Annotated in this window: 16 protein-coding genes; 11 read left to right on the plus strand and 5 right to left on the minus strand. The window is 72.4% G+C overall.

Going from position 1 to position 19,718, the window contains the following annotated elements; all coding sequences use genetic code 11:
* Window positions 1-56 precede the first annotated feature (56 nt).
* The 3 genes from dusB to AC3IX6_RS25785 all read left to right on the plus strand — a co-directional run bounded on the left by dusB (window position 57) and on the right by AC3IX6_RS25785 (window position 5,881).
* Window positions 57-1,199: a tRNA dihydrouridine synthase DusB gene (dusB, locus tag AC3IX6_RS25775; protein ID WP_250754282.1), complete on the plus strand. Its 1,143-nt coding sequence runs from the start codon at window positions 57-59 to the stop codon at window positions 1,197-1,199.
* 375 nt (window positions 1,200-1,574) lie between these two features.
* Entirely contained in the window at window positions 1,575-4,283 is a 2,709-nt protein-coding gene (ppdK, locus tag AC3IX6_RS25780) for a pyruvate, phosphate dikinase (RefSeq protein ID WP_489365002.1), read from the plus strand.
* Between the two features lie 509 nt (window positions 4,284-4,792).
* Complete coding sequence (locus AC3IX6_RS25785) at window positions 4,793-5,881, plus strand: ArsR/SmtB family transcription factor (RefSeq protein ID WP_489365003.1); 1,089 nt, start codon at window positions 4,793-4,795, stop codon at window positions 5,879-5,881.
* A gap of 86 nt (window positions 5,882-5,967) precedes the next feature.
* Here the strand turns inward: AC3IX6_RS25785 and AC3IX6_RS25790 are convergent, their stop codons facing one another.
* Window positions 5,968-7,128: an alkaline phosphatase PhoX gene (locus AC3IX6_RS25790; RefSeq protein WP_489365005.1), complete on the minus strand. Its 1,161-nt coding sequence runs from the start codon at window positions 7,126-7,128 to the stop codon at window positions 5,968-5,970.
* Between the two features lie 264 nt (window positions 7,129-7,392).
* On the opposite strand from AC3IX6_RS25790, the gene AC3IX6_RS25795 reads away from it, so the two are divergent.
* Both AC3IX6_RS25795 and AC3IX6_RS25800 read left to right on the plus strand, forming a co-directional pair.
* Window positions 7,393-7,857, plus strand: a complete 465-nt coding sequence (locus AC3IX6_RS25795; protein ID WP_489365007.1) for a group III truncated hemoglobin — start codon at window positions 7,393-7,395, stop codon at window positions 7,855-7,857.
* Between the two features lie 113 nt (window positions 7,858-7,970).
* Complete coding sequence (locus AC3IX6_RS25800; protein WP_489365009.1) at window positions 7,971-8,387, plus strand: VOC family protein; 417 nt, start codon at window positions 7,971-7,973, stop codon at window positions 8,385-8,387.
* Window positions 8,388-8,402: 15 nt separating this feature from the next.
* Here AC3IX6_RS25800 and nirD read toward each other — a convergent pair whose 3' ends face one another.
* Genes nirD through AC3IX6_RS25815 form a run of 3 tightly spaced genes read right to left on the minus strand, consistent with a single transcriptional unit; the run spans window position 8,403 to window position 12,804 of the window.
* Window positions 8,403-8,735 carry a nitrite reductase small subunit NirD gene (nirD, locus tag AC3IX6_RS25805; RefSeq protein ID WP_489365011.1) on the minus strand — a complete coding sequence of 111 codons (333 nt, stop codon included), beginning with the start codon at window positions 8,733-8,735 and terminating at the stop codon, window positions 8,403-8,405.
* Window positions 8,732-11,326, minus strand: coding sequence for a nitrite reductase large subunit NirB (gene nirB / locus AC3IX6_RS25810; RefSeq protein WP_489365012.1), 2,595 nt, complete (start codon window positions 11,324-11,326; stop codon window positions 8,732-8,734). Before nirB ends, nirD begins: the two co-directional genes overlap by 4 nt.
* A gap of 2 nt (window positions 11,327-11,328) precedes the next feature.
* Window positions 11,329-12,804, minus strand: coding sequence for an NAD(P)/FAD-dependent oxidoreductase (locus AC3IX6_RS25815; protein ID WP_489365014.1), 1,476 nt, complete (start codon window positions 12,802-12,804; stop codon window positions 11,329-11,331).
* Window positions 12,805-12,971: 167 nt separating this feature from the next.
* Here AC3IX6_RS25815 and AC3IX6_RS25820 point away from each other — a divergent pair, with 167 nt between their 5' ends.
* The 5 genes from AC3IX6_RS25820 to AC3IX6_RS25840 all read left to right on the plus strand — a co-directional run bounded on the left by AC3IX6_RS25820 (window position 12,972) and on the right by AC3IX6_RS25840 (window position 17,576).
* Window positions 12,972-14,273, plus strand: coding sequence for a ferredoxin reductase family protein (locus AC3IX6_RS25820; protein ID WP_489365016.1), 1,302 nt, complete (start codon window positions 12,972-12,974; stop codon window positions 14,271-14,273).
* Window positions 14,274-14,790: 517 nt separating this feature from the next.
* Window positions 14,791-15,567 (plus strand): sulfite exporter TauE/SafE family protein, encoded by a 777-nt coding sequence (locus tag AC3IX6_RS25825; RefSeq protein WP_489365018.1) that lies wholly within the window; start codon window positions 14,791-14,793, stop codon window positions 15,565-15,567.
* Between the two features lie 39 nt (window positions 15,568-15,606).
* Window positions 15,607-16,599: a class I SAM-dependent methyltransferase gene (locus AC3IX6_RS25830; RefSeq protein ID WP_489365020.1), complete on the plus strand. Its 993-nt coding sequence runs from the start codon at window positions 15,607-15,609 to the stop codon at window positions 16,597-16,599.
* On the plus strand, window positions 16,596-17,108 hold the full coding sequence (locus AC3IX6_RS25835) for a hypothetical protein (protein WP_489365022.1): 513 nt from the start codon (window positions 16,596-16,598) through the stop codon (window positions 17,106-17,108). Before AC3IX6_RS25830 ends, AC3IX6_RS25835 begins: the two co-directional genes overlap by 4 nt.
* 66 nt (window positions 17,109-17,174) lie before the next feature.
* Window positions 17,175-17,576, plus strand: coding sequence for a hypothetical protein (locus tag AC3IX6_RS25840; RefSeq protein ID WP_489365023.1), 402 nt, complete (start codon window positions 17,175-17,177; stop codon window positions 17,574-17,576).
* Here AC3IX6_RS25840 and AC3IX6_RS25845 read toward each other — a convergent pair.
* Window positions 17,573-18,991, minus strand: coding sequence for an MFS transporter (locus AC3IX6_RS25845; protein ID WP_489365025.1), 1,419 nt, complete (start codon window positions 18,989-18,991; stop codon window positions 17,573-17,575). The two genes, AC3IX6_RS25840 and AC3IX6_RS25845, sit on opposite strands and share 4 nt — an antisense overlap.
* Before the next feature lie 117 nt (window positions 18,992-19,108).
* Here AC3IX6_RS25845 and AC3IX6_RS25850 point away from each other — a divergent pair, with 117 nt between their 5' ends.
* Entirely contained in the window at window positions 19,109-19,711 is a 603-nt protein-coding gene (locus tag AC3IX6_RS25850) for a helix-turn-helix domain-containing protein (RefSeq protein ID WP_489365027.1), read from the plus strand.
* The last annotated feature ends 7 nt before the right edge of the window (window positions 19,712-19,718 follow it).

A 19,718-nucleotide genomic window follows, 5' to 3' on the forward strand; every position in this document is an offset into this window, starting at 1 on the left:
TAGTACGCCTAACTAACGACATGCGATCAACGGCACGGCTGAGCCACAATGGTGGGATGACCACGCTCCCCCCGCCGCTCGCGATCGGCCCGCACACCGTGCAGCCCCCGGTGGTGCTCGCGCCCATGGCCGGCATCACCAATGCCCCGTTCCGTACCCTGTGCCGAGAGTTCTCGGGCGGCAAGGGGCTGTTCGTGAGCGAGATGATCACGACCCGGGCCCTGGTCGAGCGCAACGAGAAGACCATGCAGCTGATCCACTTCGACGAGACCGAGAAGCCTCGCTCGATCCAGCTGTACGGGGTCGACCCCGCGACGGTCGGCAAGGCGGTCCGGATGATCGTCGAAGAGGACCGCGCCGACCACATCGACCTCAACTTCGGCTGCCCGGTGCCCAAGGTCACCCGCAAGGGTGGCGGCTCGGCCCTCCCGTACAAGCGCAACCTGCTGCGCGCGATCCTGCGCGAGGCCGTCGCCGGCGCCGGAGACCTGCCGGTGACGATGAAGATGCGCAAGGGCATCAACGACGACCACCTCACCTACCTCGACGCCGGCCGGATCGCCGTCGAGGAGGGCATCACCGCCATAGCCCTGCACGGCCGCACCACCGCCCAGCACTACGGCGGCACCGCCGACTGGGACGCCATCGCACGGCTCAAGGAGCACGTGCCGGAGATCCCGGTGCTCGGCAACGGCGACATCTGGTGTGCCGAGGACGCGCTGCGGATGGTCCGCGAGACCGGCTGCGACGGGGTGGTCGTGGGTCGCGGCTGCCTGGGGCGGCCGTGGCTCTTCAACGACCTGGTCGCGGCCTTCGAGGGGCGCCCGGAGGACTTCCACAAGCCGACGCTGCGGGAGGTCGGGCAGACCATGCTCCGCCACGCCCAGCTGCTGGGGGAGTGGATCGGCGACGAGGCGCGCGGGGTGATCGACTTCCGTAAGCACGTGGCCTGGTACACCAAGGGCTTCTCGGTGGGCTCGGAGATGCGCCAGAAGCTCGCCGTCACCTCCTCCCTGGCCGAGCTGGATGCTCATCTGAGCGAGCTGGATTTGGATCAGCCCTGGCCGGACAGCGCGGACGGTCCGCGGGGCCGTACGTCCGGAAACAACCGGGTTGTCCTGCCCGAGGGCTGGTTGAAGGATCCGTACGACTGCGCGGGCGTGAGCGAGGAAGCCGAACTGGACACGTCCGGAGGCTGAGAATCCGGTGGCAAAACATGCCACCAGTGGCGTGACATACGCCACGCATGGGTGAGGTTTCGCTCAGATGAGCGGAATGGTCACGGGTAAGACTTTCAAAGGGTGGCACTGGGTGCCACCCTTTGTTCGTTCAACTCTTGAACGCAAATGTATCGATGATCGCTCATCGGAGCGGAAACAAGCCTCAGCGGGCACCTCACCCTTCGGGACCTGAAGGGTCTTCGTAGGTTTCGGCTACTCGCCAGTTACATTCGATTGGCTGGCACCCAGGTGGTTACGGCCGCATGACCGCCAAGTGGACGTACCCATAAGCCTTCGATCTGGGTATGTTCCTGGCCGTCAGGGCAGCCACCGAGCCTCGAGGAGTCGAGACCCGTGTCGGAAAACAAAGATCAGAAGTTCGTCTACGACTTCACGGAGGGCAACCGCGACCTCAAGGACCTTCTCGGCGGCAAGGGTGCCAACCTCGCCGAGATGACCAACCTGGGTCTGCCGGTCCCTCCCGGCTTCACCATCACCACCGAGGCCTGCAAGGTCTACCTCGACAGCGGCGAGGCCCCGGCCGAGCTGCGCGAAGAGGTCAGCGCGCACCTCGCCGCCCTTGAGGCGAAGATGGGCAAGAAGCTCGGCCAGTCGGACGACCCGCTGCTGGTCTCCGTGCGTTCCGGCGCCAAGTTCTCGATGCCGGGCATGATGGACACGGTCCTCAACATCGGCCTCTCCGACGAGTCCGTCGCCGGTCTCGCCACCCAGGCCGGCAACGAGCGCTTCGCGTGGGACTCGTACCGCCGCCTGATCCAGATGTTCGGCAAGACCGTCCTGGACGTGGACGGCGAGCTCTTCGAGGAAGCCCTCGACGAGGCCAAGGCCGCCAAGAAGGTCACCGTCGACACCGACCTCGACGCCGCCGACCTCAAGAAGCTGGTCACCCGCTTCAAGAAGATCGTCGCCAAGCAGGCCGGCCGCGAGTTCCCGCAGGACGCCCGCGAGCAGCTCGACCTCGCCGTCGAAGCGGTCTTCAACTCCTGGAACACCGACCGCGCCAAGCTCTACCGCCGCCAGGAGCGCATCCCGAGCGACCTGGGCACCGCGGTCAACATCTGCTCCATGGTCTTCGGCAACCTCGGCCCCGACTCGGGCACCGGCGTCGCCTTCACCCGCGACCCGGCCACCGGCCACGCGGGCGTCTACGGCGACTACCTGCAGAACGCCCAGGGCGAGGACGTGGTCGCGGGCATCCGCAACACCGTGCCGCTCGCGGACCTGGAGACCATCGACAAGGTCTCGTACGACCAGCTCATGACGATCATGACGACGCTGGAGACCCACTACAAGGATCTCTGCGACATCGAGTTCACCATCGAGCGCGGCCAGCTGTGGATGCTCCAGACCCGCGTCGGCAAGCGCACCGCAGGCGCCGCCTTCCGCATCGCCACCCAGCTCGTCGACCAGGGCCTCATCGACGAGGCCGAGGCCCTCCAGCGCGTCAACGGCGCCCAGCTCGCGCAGCTGATGTTCCCGCGCTTCGACGAGGGCGCCAAGACCAACCTGCTGGGCCGCGGCATCGCCGCCTCCCCGGGCGCGGCCGTCGGCAAGGCCGTCTTCGACTCCTACACGGCCGTCAAGTGGTCCCGCTCCGGCGAGAAGGTCATCCTGATCCGCCGCGAGACCAACCCCGACGACCTGGACGGCATGATCGCGTCCGAGGGCATCCTGACCTCGCGCGGCGGCAAGACCTCGCACGCGGCCGTCGTGGCCCGCGGCATGGGCAAGACCTGCGTCTGCGGCGCCGAGGACCTCGAGGTCGACACCAAGCGCCGCCGCATGACGGTCGGCGGGACGGTCGTCGAAGAGGGCGACGTCGTCTCCATCGACGGCTCCACCGGCAAGGTCTACCTCGGCGAGGTACCCGTCGTACCCTCCCCGGTCGTCGAGTACTTCGAGGGCCGCATGCACGCCGGCGCCGACGACGCCGACGAGCTCGTCGCCGCCGTGCACCGGATCATGGCCTACGCCGACCGCGTCCGCCGCCTGCGTGTCCGCGCCAACGCCGACAACGCCGAGGACGCCCTGCGCGCCCGCCGCTTCGGTGCCCAGGGCATCGGCCTGTGCCGCACCGAGCACATGTTCCTCGGCGAGCGCCGCGAACTGGTGGAGCGACTGATCCTCGCGGACACCGACGACGAGCGCGAGGAGGCACTCAGTGCCCTCCTGCCGCTGCAGAAGAAGGACTTCGTCGAGCTGTTCGAGGCGATGGACGGGCTGCCCGTCACGGTCCGCCTGCTCGACCCGCCGCTGCACGAGTTCCTGCCCGACATCACCGAGCTGTCGGTGCGCGTCGCCCTCGCCGAGTCCCGCAAGGACGCCAACGAGAACGACCTGCGCCTGCTCCAGGCCGTGCACAAGCTGCACGAGCAGAACCCGATGCTGGGTCTGCGCGGCGTCCGCCTCGGCCTGGTCATCCCCGGCCTGTTCAAGATGCAGGTCCGGGCGATCGCCGAGGCCGCGGCCGAGCGCAAGAACGCCAAGGGCGACCCGCGCGCCGAGATCATGGTCCCGCTCGTGGGCACCGTCCAGGAGCTGGAGATCGTCCGCGAGGAGGCCGACGCGGTCATCGCCGAGGTCGAGGCCGCCACCGGCACCGACCTCAAGCTGACCATCGGCACCATGATCGAGCTGCCCCGCGCCGCCCTCACGGCCGGCCAGATCGCCGAGGCCGCGCAGTTCTTCTCCTTCGGCACGAACGACCTGACCCAGACCGTGTGGGGCTTCTCCCGCGACGACGTCGAGGCCAGCTTCTTCACCGCCTACCTGGAGAAGGGCATCTTCGGGGTCTCGCCCTTCGAGACCATCGACCGGGACGGCGTCGGCACGCTGGTCCGCAGCGCCGTCGAGGCCGGCCGGGCCACCCGCCCCGACCTCAAGCTCGGCGTCTGCGGAGAGCACGGCGGTGACCCCGAGTCCGTGCACTTCTTCCACGAGGTCGGCCTGGACTACGTCTCCTGCTCGCCGTTCCGGATTCCGGTCGCGCGCCTGGAGGCCGGCCGCGCCGCCGCCGACGCGAAGGGCAGCGACAGCCGCTGACCCCTCCACGGCCCCGCCTCCGGGGCCCCCACTGACCGCGCCTGCCCCCGGGTTCCCTGACGTCCGGTGGCAGGCGCGCTCTATTTCCCCGGCCTTCTCCGGCGTTCCCCGGCGCTCCCTGACGTTCGGGGGCGTTCCCCGGCCTTCCGCGGGTGGCGTTCCCCGCGTTCCCCGGCGTTCCCGGGGCTCAGTATTGGTTCAATGTTGTTCCAGATGCCTTAACGGCAACAGGCGGTGGACGGATCCCCACCCGTCCACCGCCTGTCGCCAATCCGCCGGACACGTCGGCGCTTCCCGGTGCGACCGACCGCCAGGCCCCGCAAAGCCCCCCACGGCCTTCGCGGAGCGTTTCGGTCGCGCCGGAGTGTGCCCGGCGGAGTACAGGATTTCGGTTGTCACACCTTCGCCGAAAGGGGTTTCAACTGTGGCTGAAAGGCCATGGTGACCACGTGTGACGGCGTGCATACTCGAGGGGCGGGGGGATTGCGGTTGCACAGGTGGGGGTTCGGGTGCTGCGTATCCATTTCACTGGAGTGGACCTCGCACGCGTAAGGATGGCAGGGCGTCCGGATGCGTTGTGGGAAACCATCTTGAGTTTTCACCGTTTACGGGACCGGCGGGATACCCGGCTCTTCGGCGATTGGCGTGCCGAAACACGCACCAGGTTGAATGGTGAAACACGACTTCTCGGTGCGCTGATACCGAGCCGCGGGTATTTCCCCGATTTCCTGACCCCCACGGAGGGGCAGTACGGGTGGGACGTGGGCCTCGACGCCCTGCGCGGGATCCGCCCCGAGCGGCTGCGCCGCGAGCTCATCCTGCTCGGCCGGGGCGTGGAGGCCGGCTCCGGCATGGCCGCGGCCTTCGGGATGCCGGCGGCGGCGGCCGGCGGGAGCGCGTACCGGGGCCCCGAGACGCTGGTGCCCCGGCGGCTGCGGGACTTCATGGAGGGGGACACCGCGCACCTGCCCCGGCTGCTGGGGGAGCTGCGCGGGTACCACCGGGCGGCCGTGGAGCCGTACTGGAGCCACATCCAGGCGCAGATCGAGGCCGAGCGGGCCGCGCGGGGGCGGGCGCTGCTCGACGGCGGAGCGGACGAGCTGCTGGCCTCGCTGCCGCCGATGCTGCGGTGGCGGGCGCCGGTGCTGGAGTGCGACTACCCCGTGGACCGGGACGTACGGCTCCGGGGGCGCGGGCTGCTGCTCCAGCCCTCCTTCTTCTGCCGGCGCACGGCGGTGACCCTGCACGATCCGGAGCTGGCGCCCGTGCTGGTGTATCCGGCGGCGGCCGAGTCCTCCTCGGCGCAGGCCGGCGGCGAGGCGGCCCGCCCGGCGGAGGAGCGGCGCCGGCACCGCCAGCACACCCTGGGCAAGCTCGTCGGGCACACCCGGTCGGTGGTGCTCCAGGCGATCGGCGACGGGGCCACCACGAGCGAGCTGGCACGGCGGGCCGGGGTCTCGCTGGCCTCCGCGAGCCAGCACGCGGGGGTGATGCGGGAGGCCGGGCTGGTCACCACGCTGCGGCGGGGCAACGCCGTGCTGCACACGGTGACGCCGCTGGGAGCCGCGCTGCTCAAGGGCGGGGCCGTGGTGTCGTGACGGGCCGCGCCCCGGCGGGTCAGTGACCCGCCGGGGCGCGGTTGCCGGTGCCGTGCGGCGCCGTTGCCAGGGGCTCCGCTCCCGGATCAGGTGCGGAAGGGGCCCGTGACCTCGTACGTGATGCCGCCCGTCGAGCTGCCGCTCGTGCCGCGCTGGCTGCTGAAGTAGAGGCGGTTGCCGGCGGGGGAGAAGGCCGGGCCGCAGATCTCCGAGGAGGACTGGCCGGTGACCCGCAGGAAGGGGGCGACCACGTCGTCCGGGGTGATCACGCAGATCTCCAGGTTGCCGCCGTCCTCGGCGACGTACAGGTCGCCGTACGAGGAGCCCGTGACGTTGTCGACGCCCGTCAGGGGGGCGCCGCCGCCGGAGACCAGGGAGTCGTCGTAGGCCAGCTCGTAGGTGCTGTTCGCGAGGTTGAGCTGCCAGACCCGGTTGTCGCCCTTGGTCGTGAACCACACCGTGTCGTTGGCGTAGTGGCAGCCCTCGCCGCCGTTGAACTTCTTCGAGCCCGAGACCTGGGTGCGGGTGGTGGTCGGCGAGCCGTCCGGGTCGGGGACGTTGGCCCAGGTGAAGGAGCCGGAGGTGGCGGTGCCGGCGACGAGCACCTGGAGGGTGCCGGAGGAGAGGTTGCCCCAGGTGGTGGGGATGAAGCGGTAGAAGCAGCCGCTCGACTCGTCCTCCGTCATGTAGATCACCTGGCGCACGGGGTCGGCGGCGGCCGCCTCGTGCTTGAAGCGGCCCATCGCGGCGCGCCGGACGGACGCGTTCACCCCGTACGGGTCGGCCTCGTAGACGTAGCCGAGGCTGACCTCCTCGCAGGACAGCCAGGTGTTCCACGGGGTCTTGCCGCCCGCGCAGTTCTGGCGGGTGTTGGAGAGGATCCGGTAGGCGCCGGTGATGCTGCCGGAGGAGTTGAACTTCACCGCGCTCGCACCGCCGGAGGGGTTGATCTCCGAGTTCGACACGTAGATCCAGCCCGTGCCGTCGGCGAAGCAGGCGCCGCCGTCGGGGGCGCTGTGCCAGGTGTACGAGGTGCCGCTGACCGTCTGGCCGGAGCGCGCTATCACCCGGCTGCTGAAGCCGGCGGGCAGCATGATGCCGTTGGCGTCGGCGGCGCCGAGCGCCCCGTAGGGTCCGGCGCCGGGCTGGGCGGGGGCCGCGTAGGCCGCGCCGTGCATCAGCGTGCCGCCGAAGGCGGCGGCGGAGGAGCCGATGACGGCCCCGCGAAGGAAGGTACGACGTTCCACGGTCACTCCTGTGGGAGGAGAGGCTCCGCGCCCGGTCGGGCGCGGAGTCACGCACGCGTCGAGGAACTTAGAACCGTCGAGTTGACGTGACGTCAATTCCATATGACGCGGGAGCGACCGGCGCGAGGTCAATCCTCCCGGAGGGATTTCCTGAATCGGAGAGGAAGCGGAGAGGCGCCGAAGCGGTATCGAAGCGGCGCGGGACGGGGTGATGCGGGACTTTTTGCCCTGGGGAGGAAGCAGGTGCGGGAGGATGGTGGAGTGATGAACCCCCATGCCGCCGACGCCGACATCACCGGCCGCGCCGACCTCGACGTCGTGCTGCGCCGCTTCTACACGGCGGCCTTCGCCGATCCGCGGATCGGGCCCTTCTTCACCGAGATCGCCGGTACCGACCTCGACGTGCACCTGCCCCGGATCACCGACTTCTGGGAGCGGGCCCTCTTCCGCAGCGCCGACTACCGGCGCAACGCCTTCGCCCCGCACGCGGCCCTCCAGTCGGCCCGCGCGATGACCGCCGAGGACTTCGGCCGCTGGGTGCAGCTGTGGCGGGCCACGATCGACGGACTGCACCGGGGGCCGAACGCGGAGCGGGCCAAGGCCCAGGGCGAGCGGATCGCGCTGACCCTGCACAAGCGGCTGGCCGGCGCCGATGCCTCCATGGCGAGCGCCGACGGGCTGGGCTTCGTACCGCTGGCGGCCTTGGAGCTGCGCTCGACCATGCTCTGACCTGCGGGTTCGGAGATTCCTGGAAAAGTTTCACGGGGAGCGATGAGTTTCCCGGAGGGCTCCGGTCTACCTCTCGAAAGCAACGCGAACGCACCGAGAGAAGAGAGACCGCGATGTCCTCCACGTCGTCCACCATGATCTTCGTCAACCTGCCGGTCAAGGACCTGGAGGCCACCAAGACCTTCTGGGGCAAGCTCGGTTACACCTTCAACGCCCAGTTCACCGACGAGAACTGCGCCTCGATGCCCATCAGCGACTCGATCGTGGCCATGTTCCTGACCGAGGCCCGCTACAAGGACTTCACCCACAAGGACATCGCGGACGCCGCCAAGACCTCCGAAGTGCTGCTGTGTCTGAGCGCCGAGAGCCGCGGCGCCGTCGACGAGCTCGTCGACGGGGCCCTGGCGGCGGGCGCCACCGAGCCCCGTCCCGCCCAGGACCACGGGGTCATGTACGGCCGTGCCTTCGACGACCTCTCCGGTCACACCTGGGAGATCATGTGGATGGACCCGTCGATGATCCAGGGCTGAGCCCCGGGCCGAGCCTCAGGAGGTCGCGGCGGTCCGCACCGGGTACGTCCGGACCGCCACCTCCTCGTCGTCCAGGCAGTGCCCCGACTCCAGGTCGAAGCGCTGCTTGAGCAGTGGCGAGGCCACGAAGAGCCGTCCCGCGGCCGAGCCGACCAGCCCGCGCGAGAGCACCTGCGCCCCCGTGAAGGGGTCCCGGTTGCCGATGGCATACGGGCGTCCCGTGCGGTCGACGAACACGGCGGCCTGGCTCCCGTCGGGCAGCAGCGCCGCCACCCCGCGCCCGGGGATCAGCGCCGACAGCTCGCACACGGTGAGCCATCCCTCCGCCACCTGCAGTTCCACGGTCATCGGGTGCCTCCCAGGGGCTCCAGCGTCAGGACGGTCAGGTCGGGCTTGACCTGGCCGCGTTCGGGGACGAACTTCACGCTCGGGTCGGGTGCGCCGGGGGCGTTGACGAAGGACACGAACCGGCGCAGCCGCTCCGGGTCGTCCAGGGTCTCGGCCCATTCGTCGCGGTAGTGCGCCACGTGGTCGGCCATCAGCGACTCCAGCTCCGCGCAGAGCCCGAGCGAGTCGTGCACGATCACGTCCCGCAGGTGGTCGAGGCCGCCCTCCAGCCGGTCCAGCCAGGTGGAGGTCCGCTCCAGCCGGTCGGCGGTGCGGATGTAGAACATCAGGAACCGGTCGATGAGCCGGACCAGTTCGGCGTCGGACAGGTCCTGCGCCAGCAGGTCGGCGTGGCGCGGGGTGGCGCCGCCGTTGCCGCCGACGTAGAGGTTCCAGCCGCCGGCCGTCGCGATGATCCCGAAGTCCTTGCTCTGCGCCTCCGCGCACTCGCGGGCGCAGCCGGAGACCGCCGACTTGAGCTTGTGCGGGGCGCGCAGGCCCCGGTAGCGCAGCTCCAGGTCGATGGCCATCCGCACCGAGTCCTGGACCCCGTAGCGGCACCAGGTCTGGCCCACGCAGGACTTCACGGTCCGCAGCGCCTTGCCGTACGCGTGCCCGGACTCGAACCCGGCCTGGACGAGCCGGGCCCAGATGAGGGGGAGCTGGTCGATGGCGGCGCCGAAGAGGTCGATGCGCTGCCCGCCGGTGATCTTCGTGTAGAGGCCGAAGTCGCGGGCCACCTCGCCGATCACGATGAGCTTGTCGGGGGTGATCTCGCCGCCGGGGATGCGCGGGACGACCGAGTACGAGCCGTTGCGCTGCATGTTGGCGAGGAAGTGGTCGTTGGTGTCCTGGAGGGCGGCCTGCTCCCCGTCCAGGACGTAGCCGCTCGCGCCGAGGGTGGGGGCGAGCGAGGCGATGATCGAACCGACGGTGGGCTTGCAGACCTCGCAGCCCTCGCCGCCGCGCGCCTCCTCGCGGCCGTGGCTGTCGAGGAGCCGTTCGTACGAGGTCACGCGCAGGGTGCGGACGATCTCGTAGAGCTCGGCGCGGGTGAAGGAGAAGCAGCCGCAGAGGCCCTTGTCGGCGGCCGGTGGCATCAGCTGGCCGATCACCTTGAGGCAGCTCCCGCAGCCGGTGCCCGCCTTGGTGCACTTCTTGACCTCGGGGACCGTCGTGTGGGCGGTGATCGCCTTCTTGGTGACGTTGTGGCAGGAGCAGATCACCGCGCCGTCCGGGAGCGAGGCCGGGCCGAGCGCGACGGGTGCGCCGACGCCGGCGGGCAGCACCAGCTGCTCGGGGGTGACGGGCGGTACGGAGCCGGTGAGCGGGCGCAGCAGCCCGTAGGAGTCGGCGTCGCCGACCAGGACGCCGCCGAGCAGGACGCCTTCGGCGGAGACGACCACCTTCTTGTAGACGCCGGAGCGGGAGTCGGAGTAGACGACGTCGAGGCTGCCGGCGGTGGCGCCGTGGGCGTCGCCGAAGGAGGCCACGTCCACGCCGAGCAGCTTGAGCTTGGTGGAGAGGTCGGCGCCGGTGAACTCCTTCTCGCGGCCCAGCAGATCGGCCGCGGCCGTCTCCGCCATCTCGTAGCCGGGGGCGACCAGGCCGTAGACGCGGCCGTCGGAGGCGAGCGCGCACTCGCCGATGGCGTAGACGTGCGGGTCGGAGGTGCGGCAGCGGGCGTCCACGGAGATGCCGCCGCGTTCGCCGACCTTCAGGCCGCTCTCGCGGGCGAGCTGGTCGCGGGGGCGGACGCCGGCGGAGAAGACGACCAGGTCGGTGTCGACGCTGGAGCCGTCGGACAGCTTCATGCCGTTGACCGAGCCGTCCTCGCCGGTGAGGACCTCCTGGGTGCCGACGCCCGTGTGGACGGTGAGCCCCATGTTCTCGATGGTGCGCAGCAGGGCCGCGCCGCCGCCCTCGTCGACCTGGACGGGCATCAGGCGCGGCGCGAACTCCACCACGCGGGTGGCGAGTCCGAGGCCCTTGAGCGCGCCGGCGGCCTCCAGCCCGAGCAGGCCGCCGCCGACCACGGCGCCGGTGGTCCGGGTCTTGGCGTACTCCTCGATCGCGAGGAGGTCCTCGATGGTGCGGTAGACGAAACAGCCCGGGGCGTCCTTGCCGGGGACGGGCGGCACGAAGGGGTAGCTGCCGGTCGCGAGCACGAGCACGTCGTACGGGAACACCTGCCCCGAGCGGGCGGTGACGGTGCGGGCGTCGCGGTCGATGCTCTCGGCGGGGTCGTCGAGGTGCAGGGCGATCCCGTGCTCCTCCATGAAGGAGGCGGGGGTGAGGGAGAGGTCCTCGGGGGTGCTGCCGGAGAAGTACGAGGTCAGGTGCACGCGGTCGTAGGCGGGCCGCGGCTCCTCGCAGAGCACGGTGATCCGGTGCGTGGCGGTGGCGCCGAGTTCGGCGAGCGCCTCCAGGTAGCGCTGGCCGACCATGCCGTGGCCGATGAGCACGAGGGAGGGCCGGGTTCCGGGGGCGGGGGCGGGGGTGGCGGTGGCCTGGGCGGTGGCCGGGGCGGGATGGGGCGTGGCTGCGGCCATGATCAGGAGCCTCCGTCGTCGGTGAGCAGGTGGTGCAGGTCGGTGAGACCGTGCTGGTCGGTGAGGGGGGCGCCGTCCTCCCAGCTGCGGGCGAGGGCGCCCACGGTGGAGAGTTCGCCGAGCAGGACCCCGCCGACGAGGCGGTCGCCGCGGATGACGACCTTGCGGTAGGTGCGGCGGGTGGCGTCGGCCAGCCGGACCACGTCGTCGCCGGGGAGGGCGGTGGTCTCGCCGAAGGCGGCGAGGTCGAGGGGCCGGTCACCGCCGGCGGTGAGGGTGAGGCGGGTCAGGGCGCGGGTCCCGCTGTAGGCGGGGTCCCGGTCGAGTCCCCTGCCGGTTCCGAGCAGGACTCCGGCGAGGGCGTCGGCCTGTTCGAGCGCGGGGCCGGCCAGGCCGTACACCCGGCCCGCGTGCTCGGCGCAGTCGCCGACGGCGTGGATGCGGGGGTCGCTGGTGCGCAGCTCGTCGTCGACGAGGATCCCCTTGCGGACGTCGAGGCCGGCGGCCTGGGCGAGGCCCGTGCGGGGGCGGACGCCGCAGGCGAGGACGACGAGATCGGCGTCCAGGCGGTAGCCGTTGGCGAGTTCGACGCCGGTCACCCGGCGGGGTGCCTGGGCGGGTGCCGGGTGCCGACCCGGGGAGGCGGCGTCGGGAGTGACGGCCCTGCGGGGCGTTCCGGGCTCTGCCCGGACCCTCCCCCAGCTACCGCTGGGGGTGCCCCCTTCCTCAAACGCCGGAGGGGCTGGATTCTGGCCGGCGTCCGCTTGGATGTGCACGCTGGTGGGCTGGATTGCCCGCAGGGCAACGCCGGCTCCGCGAGGTGGTAGCGGACTCGCGCCGGTCGTCGACAGGCCGCGGACTCGGCATTCCGTGTGGATCTCCACGCCCATGGCGGTCAGGTGGGTGTGGAGGAGGGATGAGGCCTCCGCGTCCAGTTGGCGTTCCATCAGGCGCTCGCCCTGCTGGGCGAGGACGACCTGGGCGCCCCGCTCGGCGAGGGCGCGGGCCGCCGAGACGCCGAGGAGGCCGCCGCCGATCACCACCGCGCGCACGCCGGGACGTACGGCCGCCGACAGGGCCAGGCAGTCGTCCATGGTGCGGAACGCGTGGACCCCGGCGGGAAGCTCCCGGCCTTCGGGTTCGAACAGGCCGCGGAGGGGAGGGAGGACCGGGTTCGACCCCGTGGCCAGGACGAGGGTGCCGTACCGCTCGACCGTTCCGTCGTCGCAGTGCACCACCCGCTCCGCCCGGTCGATCCGTACCGCCCGCACGCCGCGGCGCAGCGCCGGGCCGGGGGCCGGGAGGGCCGTCACTTCCGGCGCGTACCGGCCGGCCAGGACCTCCGCGAGGAGGACCCGGTTGTACGGGACGTGCTCCTCCTCGCCGAGAACGCGTACGTCCCCGCCCAGCCGGGCGGCGAGCCGCAGGCCCGCGAGGCCGCCGCCGATCACCACCACGCGTTGCTGTTCCGAGGTCATGACACGAGAGTGCGCGGCCGCTGTTTCCCCACGGCATCGCCCTTGTTTCCCTGACGGAACCTCGACCTCAGCGCGCGGGTTAAGGGCCCGTGAGGCGCTCCTCAAGGCCGCCTTAAGGATCACCGGGAGGGCCGGGGGGCCCGCCGGACCGCCCGTAGCGTGGCCGTATGCGAGAGCGAGACATGGCGGTTCGGGTCAAGGGCGGGATGCTCGGCGGGGCGGGGACCGTCGCCCTGCTGTGGGCCGCCCAGGTGCGGCCCTCGGCCCGGCTCGACGCGCTGTTCGCGACCGCCGCGCACCTGTCCGGCCTGCTCGCCGGGTACGGGGTACTCGTCCTGCTGTTCCTCATGGCCCGGGTCCCCGCCGTCGAGCACGGGGTGGGCGCGGCCCGGCTCGCCCGCTGGCACGCGCTCGGCGGCCGCCACGTCATGCTGCTCTGTCTCGGGCACACGGCCTTCGCGCTCTGCGGCTATGCCGTGCACGAGGGGGTCGACGTGCTCTCGGCGGTCCGGCAGCTGCTCGGCTATCCGGCGCTGGCCGCCGCGACGGCCGGGACCGTCCTCCTGGTCGCCGTCGGCATCACCTCCGCCCGATCCGTACGCCGCCGGGTCAGCCACGAAACCTGGCGGGGGGTCCACCTCCTCGTGTACCTCGCCGCCGCCCTCGCCTTCGGGCACCAGCTCGCCGGACCCGACCTGGCCCTCGTCGCCTGGTTCTGGGCCCTCGCCCATGCGGTGGTTGCCGTCCTGCTGATCTGGTACCGCGCCGTGGTCCCCGTACGCCAGGCCCTGCGGCACGCGCTGCGCGTCGCCGAGGTCCGCACGGAGGGCCCCGGGGTGGTCTCCGTCCTCGTCTACGGGGAGCACCTCGCGGAGCTGCGCGCGGAGCCGGGGCAGTTCCTGCGCTGGCGGTTCCTCCAACGCCGGCTGTGGCACACCGCGCTGCCGTTCTCGCTGTCGGCGCCGGTCCGCGGGAACACCCTGCGCATCACCGTGAAGGCCCTCGGAGGCCACTCCCGCCGGATCCGCCGGCTGCGGCCCGGCACCCGGGTCCTGGCCACCGGCCCCTTCGGGGCGCTCACCGCGGCCCGGCGGACGCGGACCAAGGTGCTGCTGATCGCCGGAGGGGTCGGGATCACCCCGATGCGGGCGCTGTTCGAGACCCTGCCCGGCGGGCCGGGGGACATCACCCTGCTCTACCGGGCGGGCGCCGAGGAGCACCTCGTCCTGCGCTCCGAGCTGGAGGCCATCGCCGCCGAACGGCAGGCCGGGCTGCACTACCTCCTCGGGCCGTCGGGCGCCGCCTTCGACCCGCTGGCTCCGCAGGCGCTGGCCGCGCTGGTCCCGGAGCTGGCCGAGCACGACGTGTACCTGTGCGGGCCGCCCGGGATGGCGGACGCCACCCAGTCCGCGCTGCTTCGGGCCGGGGTGCCGGCTGGGCGGATCCACGCGGAGTGCTTCGGGTTCTGAACCCGCCGCAGGTCCGCTGCCGCTTCCGTGCACGCACGCTTCCGTTTCCGTCCCGAGAGGTCGCCACCCTGTGCGTCACCCGTTGCACGTCACCCTGCCCGTGCCCCTTGCCGCTGCGCGGGGCTTGTCCCCTACCCGCCCTTCGCCCGTTCCCCGGGGCTCCGCCCCGGACCCCGGTCCTCAAACGCCGGACGGGCTGGATTTGGCTGCGCCTGACCCCGGTCCTCGAACGCTGGACCGGTCGGAGCCGCCGGTCGTTCCCGGGGCCCGGCATCGGAGGCCCCGTAGCTCGCCGGCGCGGGCGGTGCTGGGCGCGCTGGGGTCCGTACCGCCGGCCAGGCGGGTCGCGGCCGGGCTCGGGCTGGCCAGTGTGCTCGCCGCGAGCGTGCTGACCGCGGCGGTGGATCCGTCGGCTCCCGTGGCCCCGGACCGGGCTCCGGCCAGGCAAAGCTCAACGTTTGCGCAAGTTTCCGGGGATTGATGGCCGCTGCACCCAACCGCTCCATAAGGTCGGGCCGTGCCTGACATATCGACAACCATGATCATCGTGCTGTGCGTGGCCGCCGCCGCGGCCGGCTGGATCGACGCCGTCGTGGGCGGCGGCGGCCTGCTCCTCCTGCCCGCCCTGCTCCTCGGCCTGCCGAACGCCCACCCCGCCACCGTCCTCGGCACCAACAAGGCCGTGGCCATCGTCGGGACCTCGGGCGCGGCCGTGTCGTACCTGCGCAAGACCCCGGTGGACGTGAAGCTCGCCGTCCGCATCGGTCTGGCCGCGCTCGCCGGCTCGATGGGCGGGGCCGCCCTGGCCGGCGGCATCAGCAAGGACGCGCTGCGCCCGCTGATCATGGTGGTCCTGGTGGTCGTCGCGGCGTTCGTCCTCTTCCGCCCCGCCTTCGGCGTCGCTCCCGGAGCCGCTCCGGTCAGCCGTCAGCGCGTCCTGCTCACCATCGCCCTGGCCGGCCTCGGCATCGGCTTCTACGACGGGCTCATCGGCCCCGGCACCGGCACCTTCCTCGTCCTCGCGCTGACGGCCCTCCTCCACCTCGACCTGGTCACGGCCTCCGCCACGGCGAAGATCGTCAACGTGTGCACCAATGCCGGAGCGCTCGCCATGTTCGCCTACCAGGGCATGGTGCTGTGGCAACTGGCAGCACTGATGGCCGTGTTCAACCTGGCCGGGGCCATGATCGGCGCCCGGATGGCGCTGCGGAAGGGCAGCGGCTTCGTGCGCGGAGTGCTCCTGACGGTCGTCGGAGCCCTCGTCCTGAAGCTGGGCCTCGAACAATGGGGCTGACCTGCGGCTGACCGCCCGTCGGGGGATAAAGTTGCGAGTGTGCCCCACCTTGAGATATCCGACCTGATCACCGTCACCGATCCCCTCAGCGGGGCGCGGCTGCCGGTGCGCCGGGGTGATGTGGTCCGCAGGCTCCACGAGGCCGGGGACCCGAGCGCGGCCCGGATCGTCGCCGGACTGCCGGCCGGTCCGGACGACGTGCTCGACCCGCTCGCCGTGGACCGGCTGATGATCGGCGTCCACACCGAGCTGCAGCGGCTCAGCGAGGAGCTGCGCGTCGGGGAACGGCTGGTGGAGGTACTGGACCCGCTCTTCGAGGCCATCCGCGAGATCGCGGGCCGCCGCGGCCGGTTCCGCCTGGTCGACATCGGCTCCGGGCTCGGCTACCTCGTCCGCTGGCTGGCGTCCACCGGCGCCCTGGGCCCCAACGTGGAGCTGATCGGCGTCGACCTCGACGCCGCGCTCGTCGCCGAGGCCGACCGGCTGGCCCGCGCCGAGGGGCTCGACTGCCGGTTCGTCCACGGCAACGCCTTCGACCTGCCGGAGGTCGCCACCGTCTACGTCTCCACCGGACTGCTGCACCACTTCCGCGGCCCCGCGCTCGCGGAGTTCTTCGAGGCCCAGGCCGACTCCCAGGCACTCGCCTTCTGCCACTTCGACATCGCCGCCACCCGGCTGGCACCCCTGGGCGCCTGGATGTTCCACCGCGCCCGCATGCGCCATCCGCTCGGCCGCCACGACGGGGTCGTCTCCGCCCGGCGCGCCCACTCGGACGAAACCCTGCTGCGCGCCGCGACCGTACCGGGCATCCGGCCGCTGCTCTACGAACCCCGCGGCCTGGCCAACCCCTTCTGCACCACCCTGCGCCCGGTCCTCGGCATCCGCCCCTACCTGGAGGACCCGCTGCGCCACGCCCTCGGCCGCGCCTCCCGCCGGCTCGTGGGCGCGGAGCAGCTGACCCGCGGCGGACCGCCCGGGCACGACGCCGCGGCCTGGTCCGCCGCCGGAGCCGGGACCGGGGCCGCGCGATGAACCCGGTCTGGCCGCTCGCCGCCCTCGGCCTCGTCGACGTGGCGTTCAGCGGCTTCCGCGCCTACGCCGGCCGGGACGCCCGGATCCGCAAGCAGCGTGCCGTCGTCCGCGCGGCCCTGCGCGGACTGTCGGTCGGCGCCGTCCTGCTGCTCGCGCCCGCCCTCACGGCCGGCGCGGTCCTGCTGCTCGCCGAGGACCCGGACCGGGCGTACGGGGCCCTCGCCGACGGCGGGACCGGCTTCCTCGTCCCGCTCGGGGCCTACGCCCTCGCCGTCGGGCTCTCGCTCGCCGCCTACTTCGCCCTGCCGTACCGGGGCAGCACCCTCGCCATGGTGGTCGGGCTCGGCCCGCTGACCCTGGCCCGGCCGCTGGTCGTGGCGGGCGCCTGCGCCGGTGCGCTCGTCGCCGGCGGCGGTTGGACCTCGCTCCTGGTGGGAGCCGTGGCGGGCGCCGCGGTCCTGTGCGTGGAGCCGTACGTCCACCGCCGCTGGTACGCCTTCCCGGCCTAGCCCGTCTCTTTCGGATCTGGCCTGGCCCTGACGCGAAGCGCCGTACAGACCCTAGGGTGACCACCCATGAGACGAGGGTGGACGCTCGCCCTGGCCGCGGCTGTTGCCGTGGTGCTCGCCGGGGGCGGATACGTGGTGGGGGACCGGACGGGCGGCCGGGCGGACGGCCGGGCAGGCGGGCGGGACGCGCCGTCCTGCGCCGAGGTGCGGCAGACGGCCGAGGACCTCTTCCGCCCGTGGTCGAAGCTGGACACGGACGACTCGGTGCGGTCGGTCAAGGTCCGGGTGGCGGCCGACGTCGCCCTGGGGCACGGGGACTGCTTCCCCTACGCGACGCTGTCCGCGATGCGGGCCGCGGTGCGGCAACTCGATGTGAGCGGCGACTCGACCGCGATGCGGATCGGGGCGGGCGTCGTGGCCTGCGAGGCGGTCCTCACGGCTAGGACCGAGTGCCGGACCCGGCCTTAAGCCCCGGGTTCCTTACGGGCGGAGGCCCGGGCCACCACGAAGAGGAGCAGGCCGCAGGCCGTCACCAGGAGCCAGCCCGGCCGGGAGGCCCGGGCCAGGCCGTCCGGGGCGACGCCCGCGGCCAAGGCTCCCGCCACGGCGATGCCGACCGCCGACCCGACCTGGCGGGCGGTGGAGGTGACGGCCCCGGCCACGCCGGCGCGGGACGGCGGGAGGCCGCCGACCGCGGTGTGGGTCAGCGGGGCGTTGGCGAAGCCGAACCCGATGCCGATGAGCAGGTAGGCCGCCAGGAGCAGCGGCACGCCCGGGCCGGGGCCCAGGCTCAGGCCCACCATGCAGAGCCCGCCCGCCGCGGTGAACCCGCCCGCGAGGAGGAGCGGTCGCCGCGGCCCCAGGCGCCCGGTCAGGCTGCCCGACCAAGGCGCGCACACGGTGGCCCCGAGCGCCATGGGCAGGGTCGCGGCGCCGGCCGCGAGCGGGGTCCAGCCGCGGGCGTCCTGCAAGTACAGGGTGGTGAGCAGCAGGCTCACGCTCAGCGCGGCGAACACCGCCACCGCGCCCAGGACCGCCGAGGCGAAGGGCGGCCGCCGGAACAGCCCGAGGTCGATCAGGGGCTCGGCCCGGCGGAGCTCGACCCGGGCGAAGGCGGTCGTGGCCGCCACGGCGACGGCGTAGCAGCCCAGGGCCGCGGGGGAGGCCCAGCCGATGCGGGGGCCTTCGATCAGGACGCCGACCGAGACGCACAGGGCCGTCGCGAGGAGCACCTGGCCGGGCAGGTCGAGCCGCCGGGCCCGCTGTCCGCGGGACTCCGGCACGAACACCGCCACCAGGACGAGCGCGCCGACGACCACGGGGGCGTTGATCCAGAACACCGACCGCCAGCCGAACGCCGCGATGAGGGCACCGCCGATGACCGGACCCGCGGCCATGCTGAGCCCGAAGACCGAGGCCCACACGCCGATGGCCCGGGCCCGCTCCCGCGGGTCGGGCATCGCGTTGACCACGATCGCCAGGGCCACCGGGCTCAGCATCGAGGCCCCGACTCCCTGGAGGGCCCGCGCCGCGACGAGGAGGCCGAGCGACGGAGCGAGGGCGCAGGCGAGGGAGGCGAGACCGAAGACGGTCAGCCCGCACCGGAACACCCGGCGGCGTCCGAAGCGGTCCGCGAGGGCGCCGGAGGCGATGAGGAGGCTGGCGAGGACCAGGGTGTAGGCGTCCACGACCCACTCCAGACCGCGGGTGTCCGTACCCAGGCCCCGTCCGATCGCGGGCAGGCCCACGTTGACGATGGTGGTGTCCACTCCGATGAGGAACATGCTGAGCGCGCAGACGGCCAGTACCGTCCACCGGCGGCGTGCGCCGGGGGCGGGCCCTGCGGCCGCCCCGGCCGGGATCGTCGTGATCGTCGTAGTCATGGGGGGCCGCCTCGGGTCCGCGACGGCCTGTCGGCCGCCGGCTTCGGATGTCGGCCCATGCTCGGACCGGGCGGTGGTCGCGGCCCAGGAAATTTGCCGATACCGCAAAATGACCCCATGGACAGGGATGCCGGACACGCGGAGCATGCCGAGCACGCCGAGAACGCCGAACTCGCGCGGACCCTCGACGCCATCGGTCCGCGCCTACGGGCGCTGCGGCGCGAGCGCGGCCTCACCCTGGAGGCCCTCTCCCGGGCCGCCGGGATCTCCGTGAGTACCCTCTCCCGCCTGGAGTCGGGCAAACGGCGCCCGTCCCTCGAACTGCTCATCCCGCTCGCGCGCACCCACCGCGTCGCCCTCGACCAGCTCGTGGCGGCCCCGGCCACCGGTGACGCGCGCGTCCACCTGAAGCCCCGCCGCAGGGACGGGAGCGTCCTCGTCCCCCTGACGACGTACCCCGGCCGGGTCCAGGTCTTCAAGCAGGTGCTCGCGTACCGGGAGCCGAAACTGGTGACCCACGCCGGCTACGAATGGCTCTACGTGCTCGCCGGCGAGCTCCGCCTCGTCATCGGCGAGCGGAGCCTCACCCTGCGCCCCGGCGAGGTCGCCGAGTTCGACACCGGCGAACCCCACTGGTTCGGACCCGCCGAAGGCGAGGTGGTGGAGATCCTGCACCTGTTCGGACCCCACGGCGACCAGGCCGTCGTCCGCACCGGCTGAGCCGTTC

The organism is Streptomyces sp. GL_141, assembly GCF_057834385.1.

What these genes read in the sequence shown, in the direction of transcription:
- AC3IX6_RS25815 (WP_489365014.1), bottom strand. Translation starts at nt 12,804, where the DNA reads ATGACCTCGGAACAGCAACGCGTGGTGGTGATCGGCGGCGGCCTCGCG.
- AC3IX6_RS25835 (WP_489365022.1), top strand. Translation starts at nt 16,596, where the DNA reads ATGAACCCGGTCTGGCCGCTCGCCGCCCTCGGCCTCGTCGACGTGGCG.
- AC3IX6_RS25820 (WP_489365016.1), top strand. Translation starts at nt 12,972, where the DNA reads ATGCGAGAGCGAGACATGGCGGTTCGGGTCAAGGGCGGGATGCTCGGC.
- nirB (WP_489365012.1), bottom strand. Translation starts at nt 11,326, where the DNA reads ATGGCCGCAGCCACGCCCCATCCCGCCCCGGCCACCGCCCAGGCCACC.
- AC3IX6_RS25795 (WP_489365007.1), top strand. Translation starts at nt 7,393, where the DNA reads ATGAACCCCCATGCCGCCGACGCCGACATCACCGGCCGCGCCGACCTC.
- AC3IX6_RS25850 (WP_489365027.1), top strand. Translation starts at nt 19,109, where the DNA reads ATGGACAGGGATGCCGGACACGCGGAGCATGCCGAGCACGCCGAGAAC.
- dusB (WP_250754282.1), top strand. Translation starts at nt 57, where the DNA reads ATGACCACGCTCCCCCCGCCGCTCGCGATCGGCCCGCACACCGTGCAG.
- AC3IX6_RS25840 (WP_489365023.1), top strand. Translation starts at nt 17,175, where the DNA reads ATGAGACGAGGGTGGACGCTCGCCCTGGCCGCGGCTGTTGCCGTGGTG.
- nirD (WP_489365011.1), bottom strand. Translation starts at nt 8,735, where the DNA reads ATGACCGTGGAACTGCAGGTGGCGGAGGGATGGCTCACCGTGTGCGAG.
- AC3IX6_RS25845 (WP_489365025.1), bottom strand. Translation starts at nt 18,991, where the DNA reads ATGACTACGACGATCACGACGATCCCGGCCGGGGCGGCCGCAGGGCCC.
- AC3IX6_RS25800 (WP_489365009.1), top strand. Translation starts at nt 7,971, where the DNA reads ATGTCCTCCACGTCGTCCACCATGATCTTCGTCAACCTGCCGGTCAAG.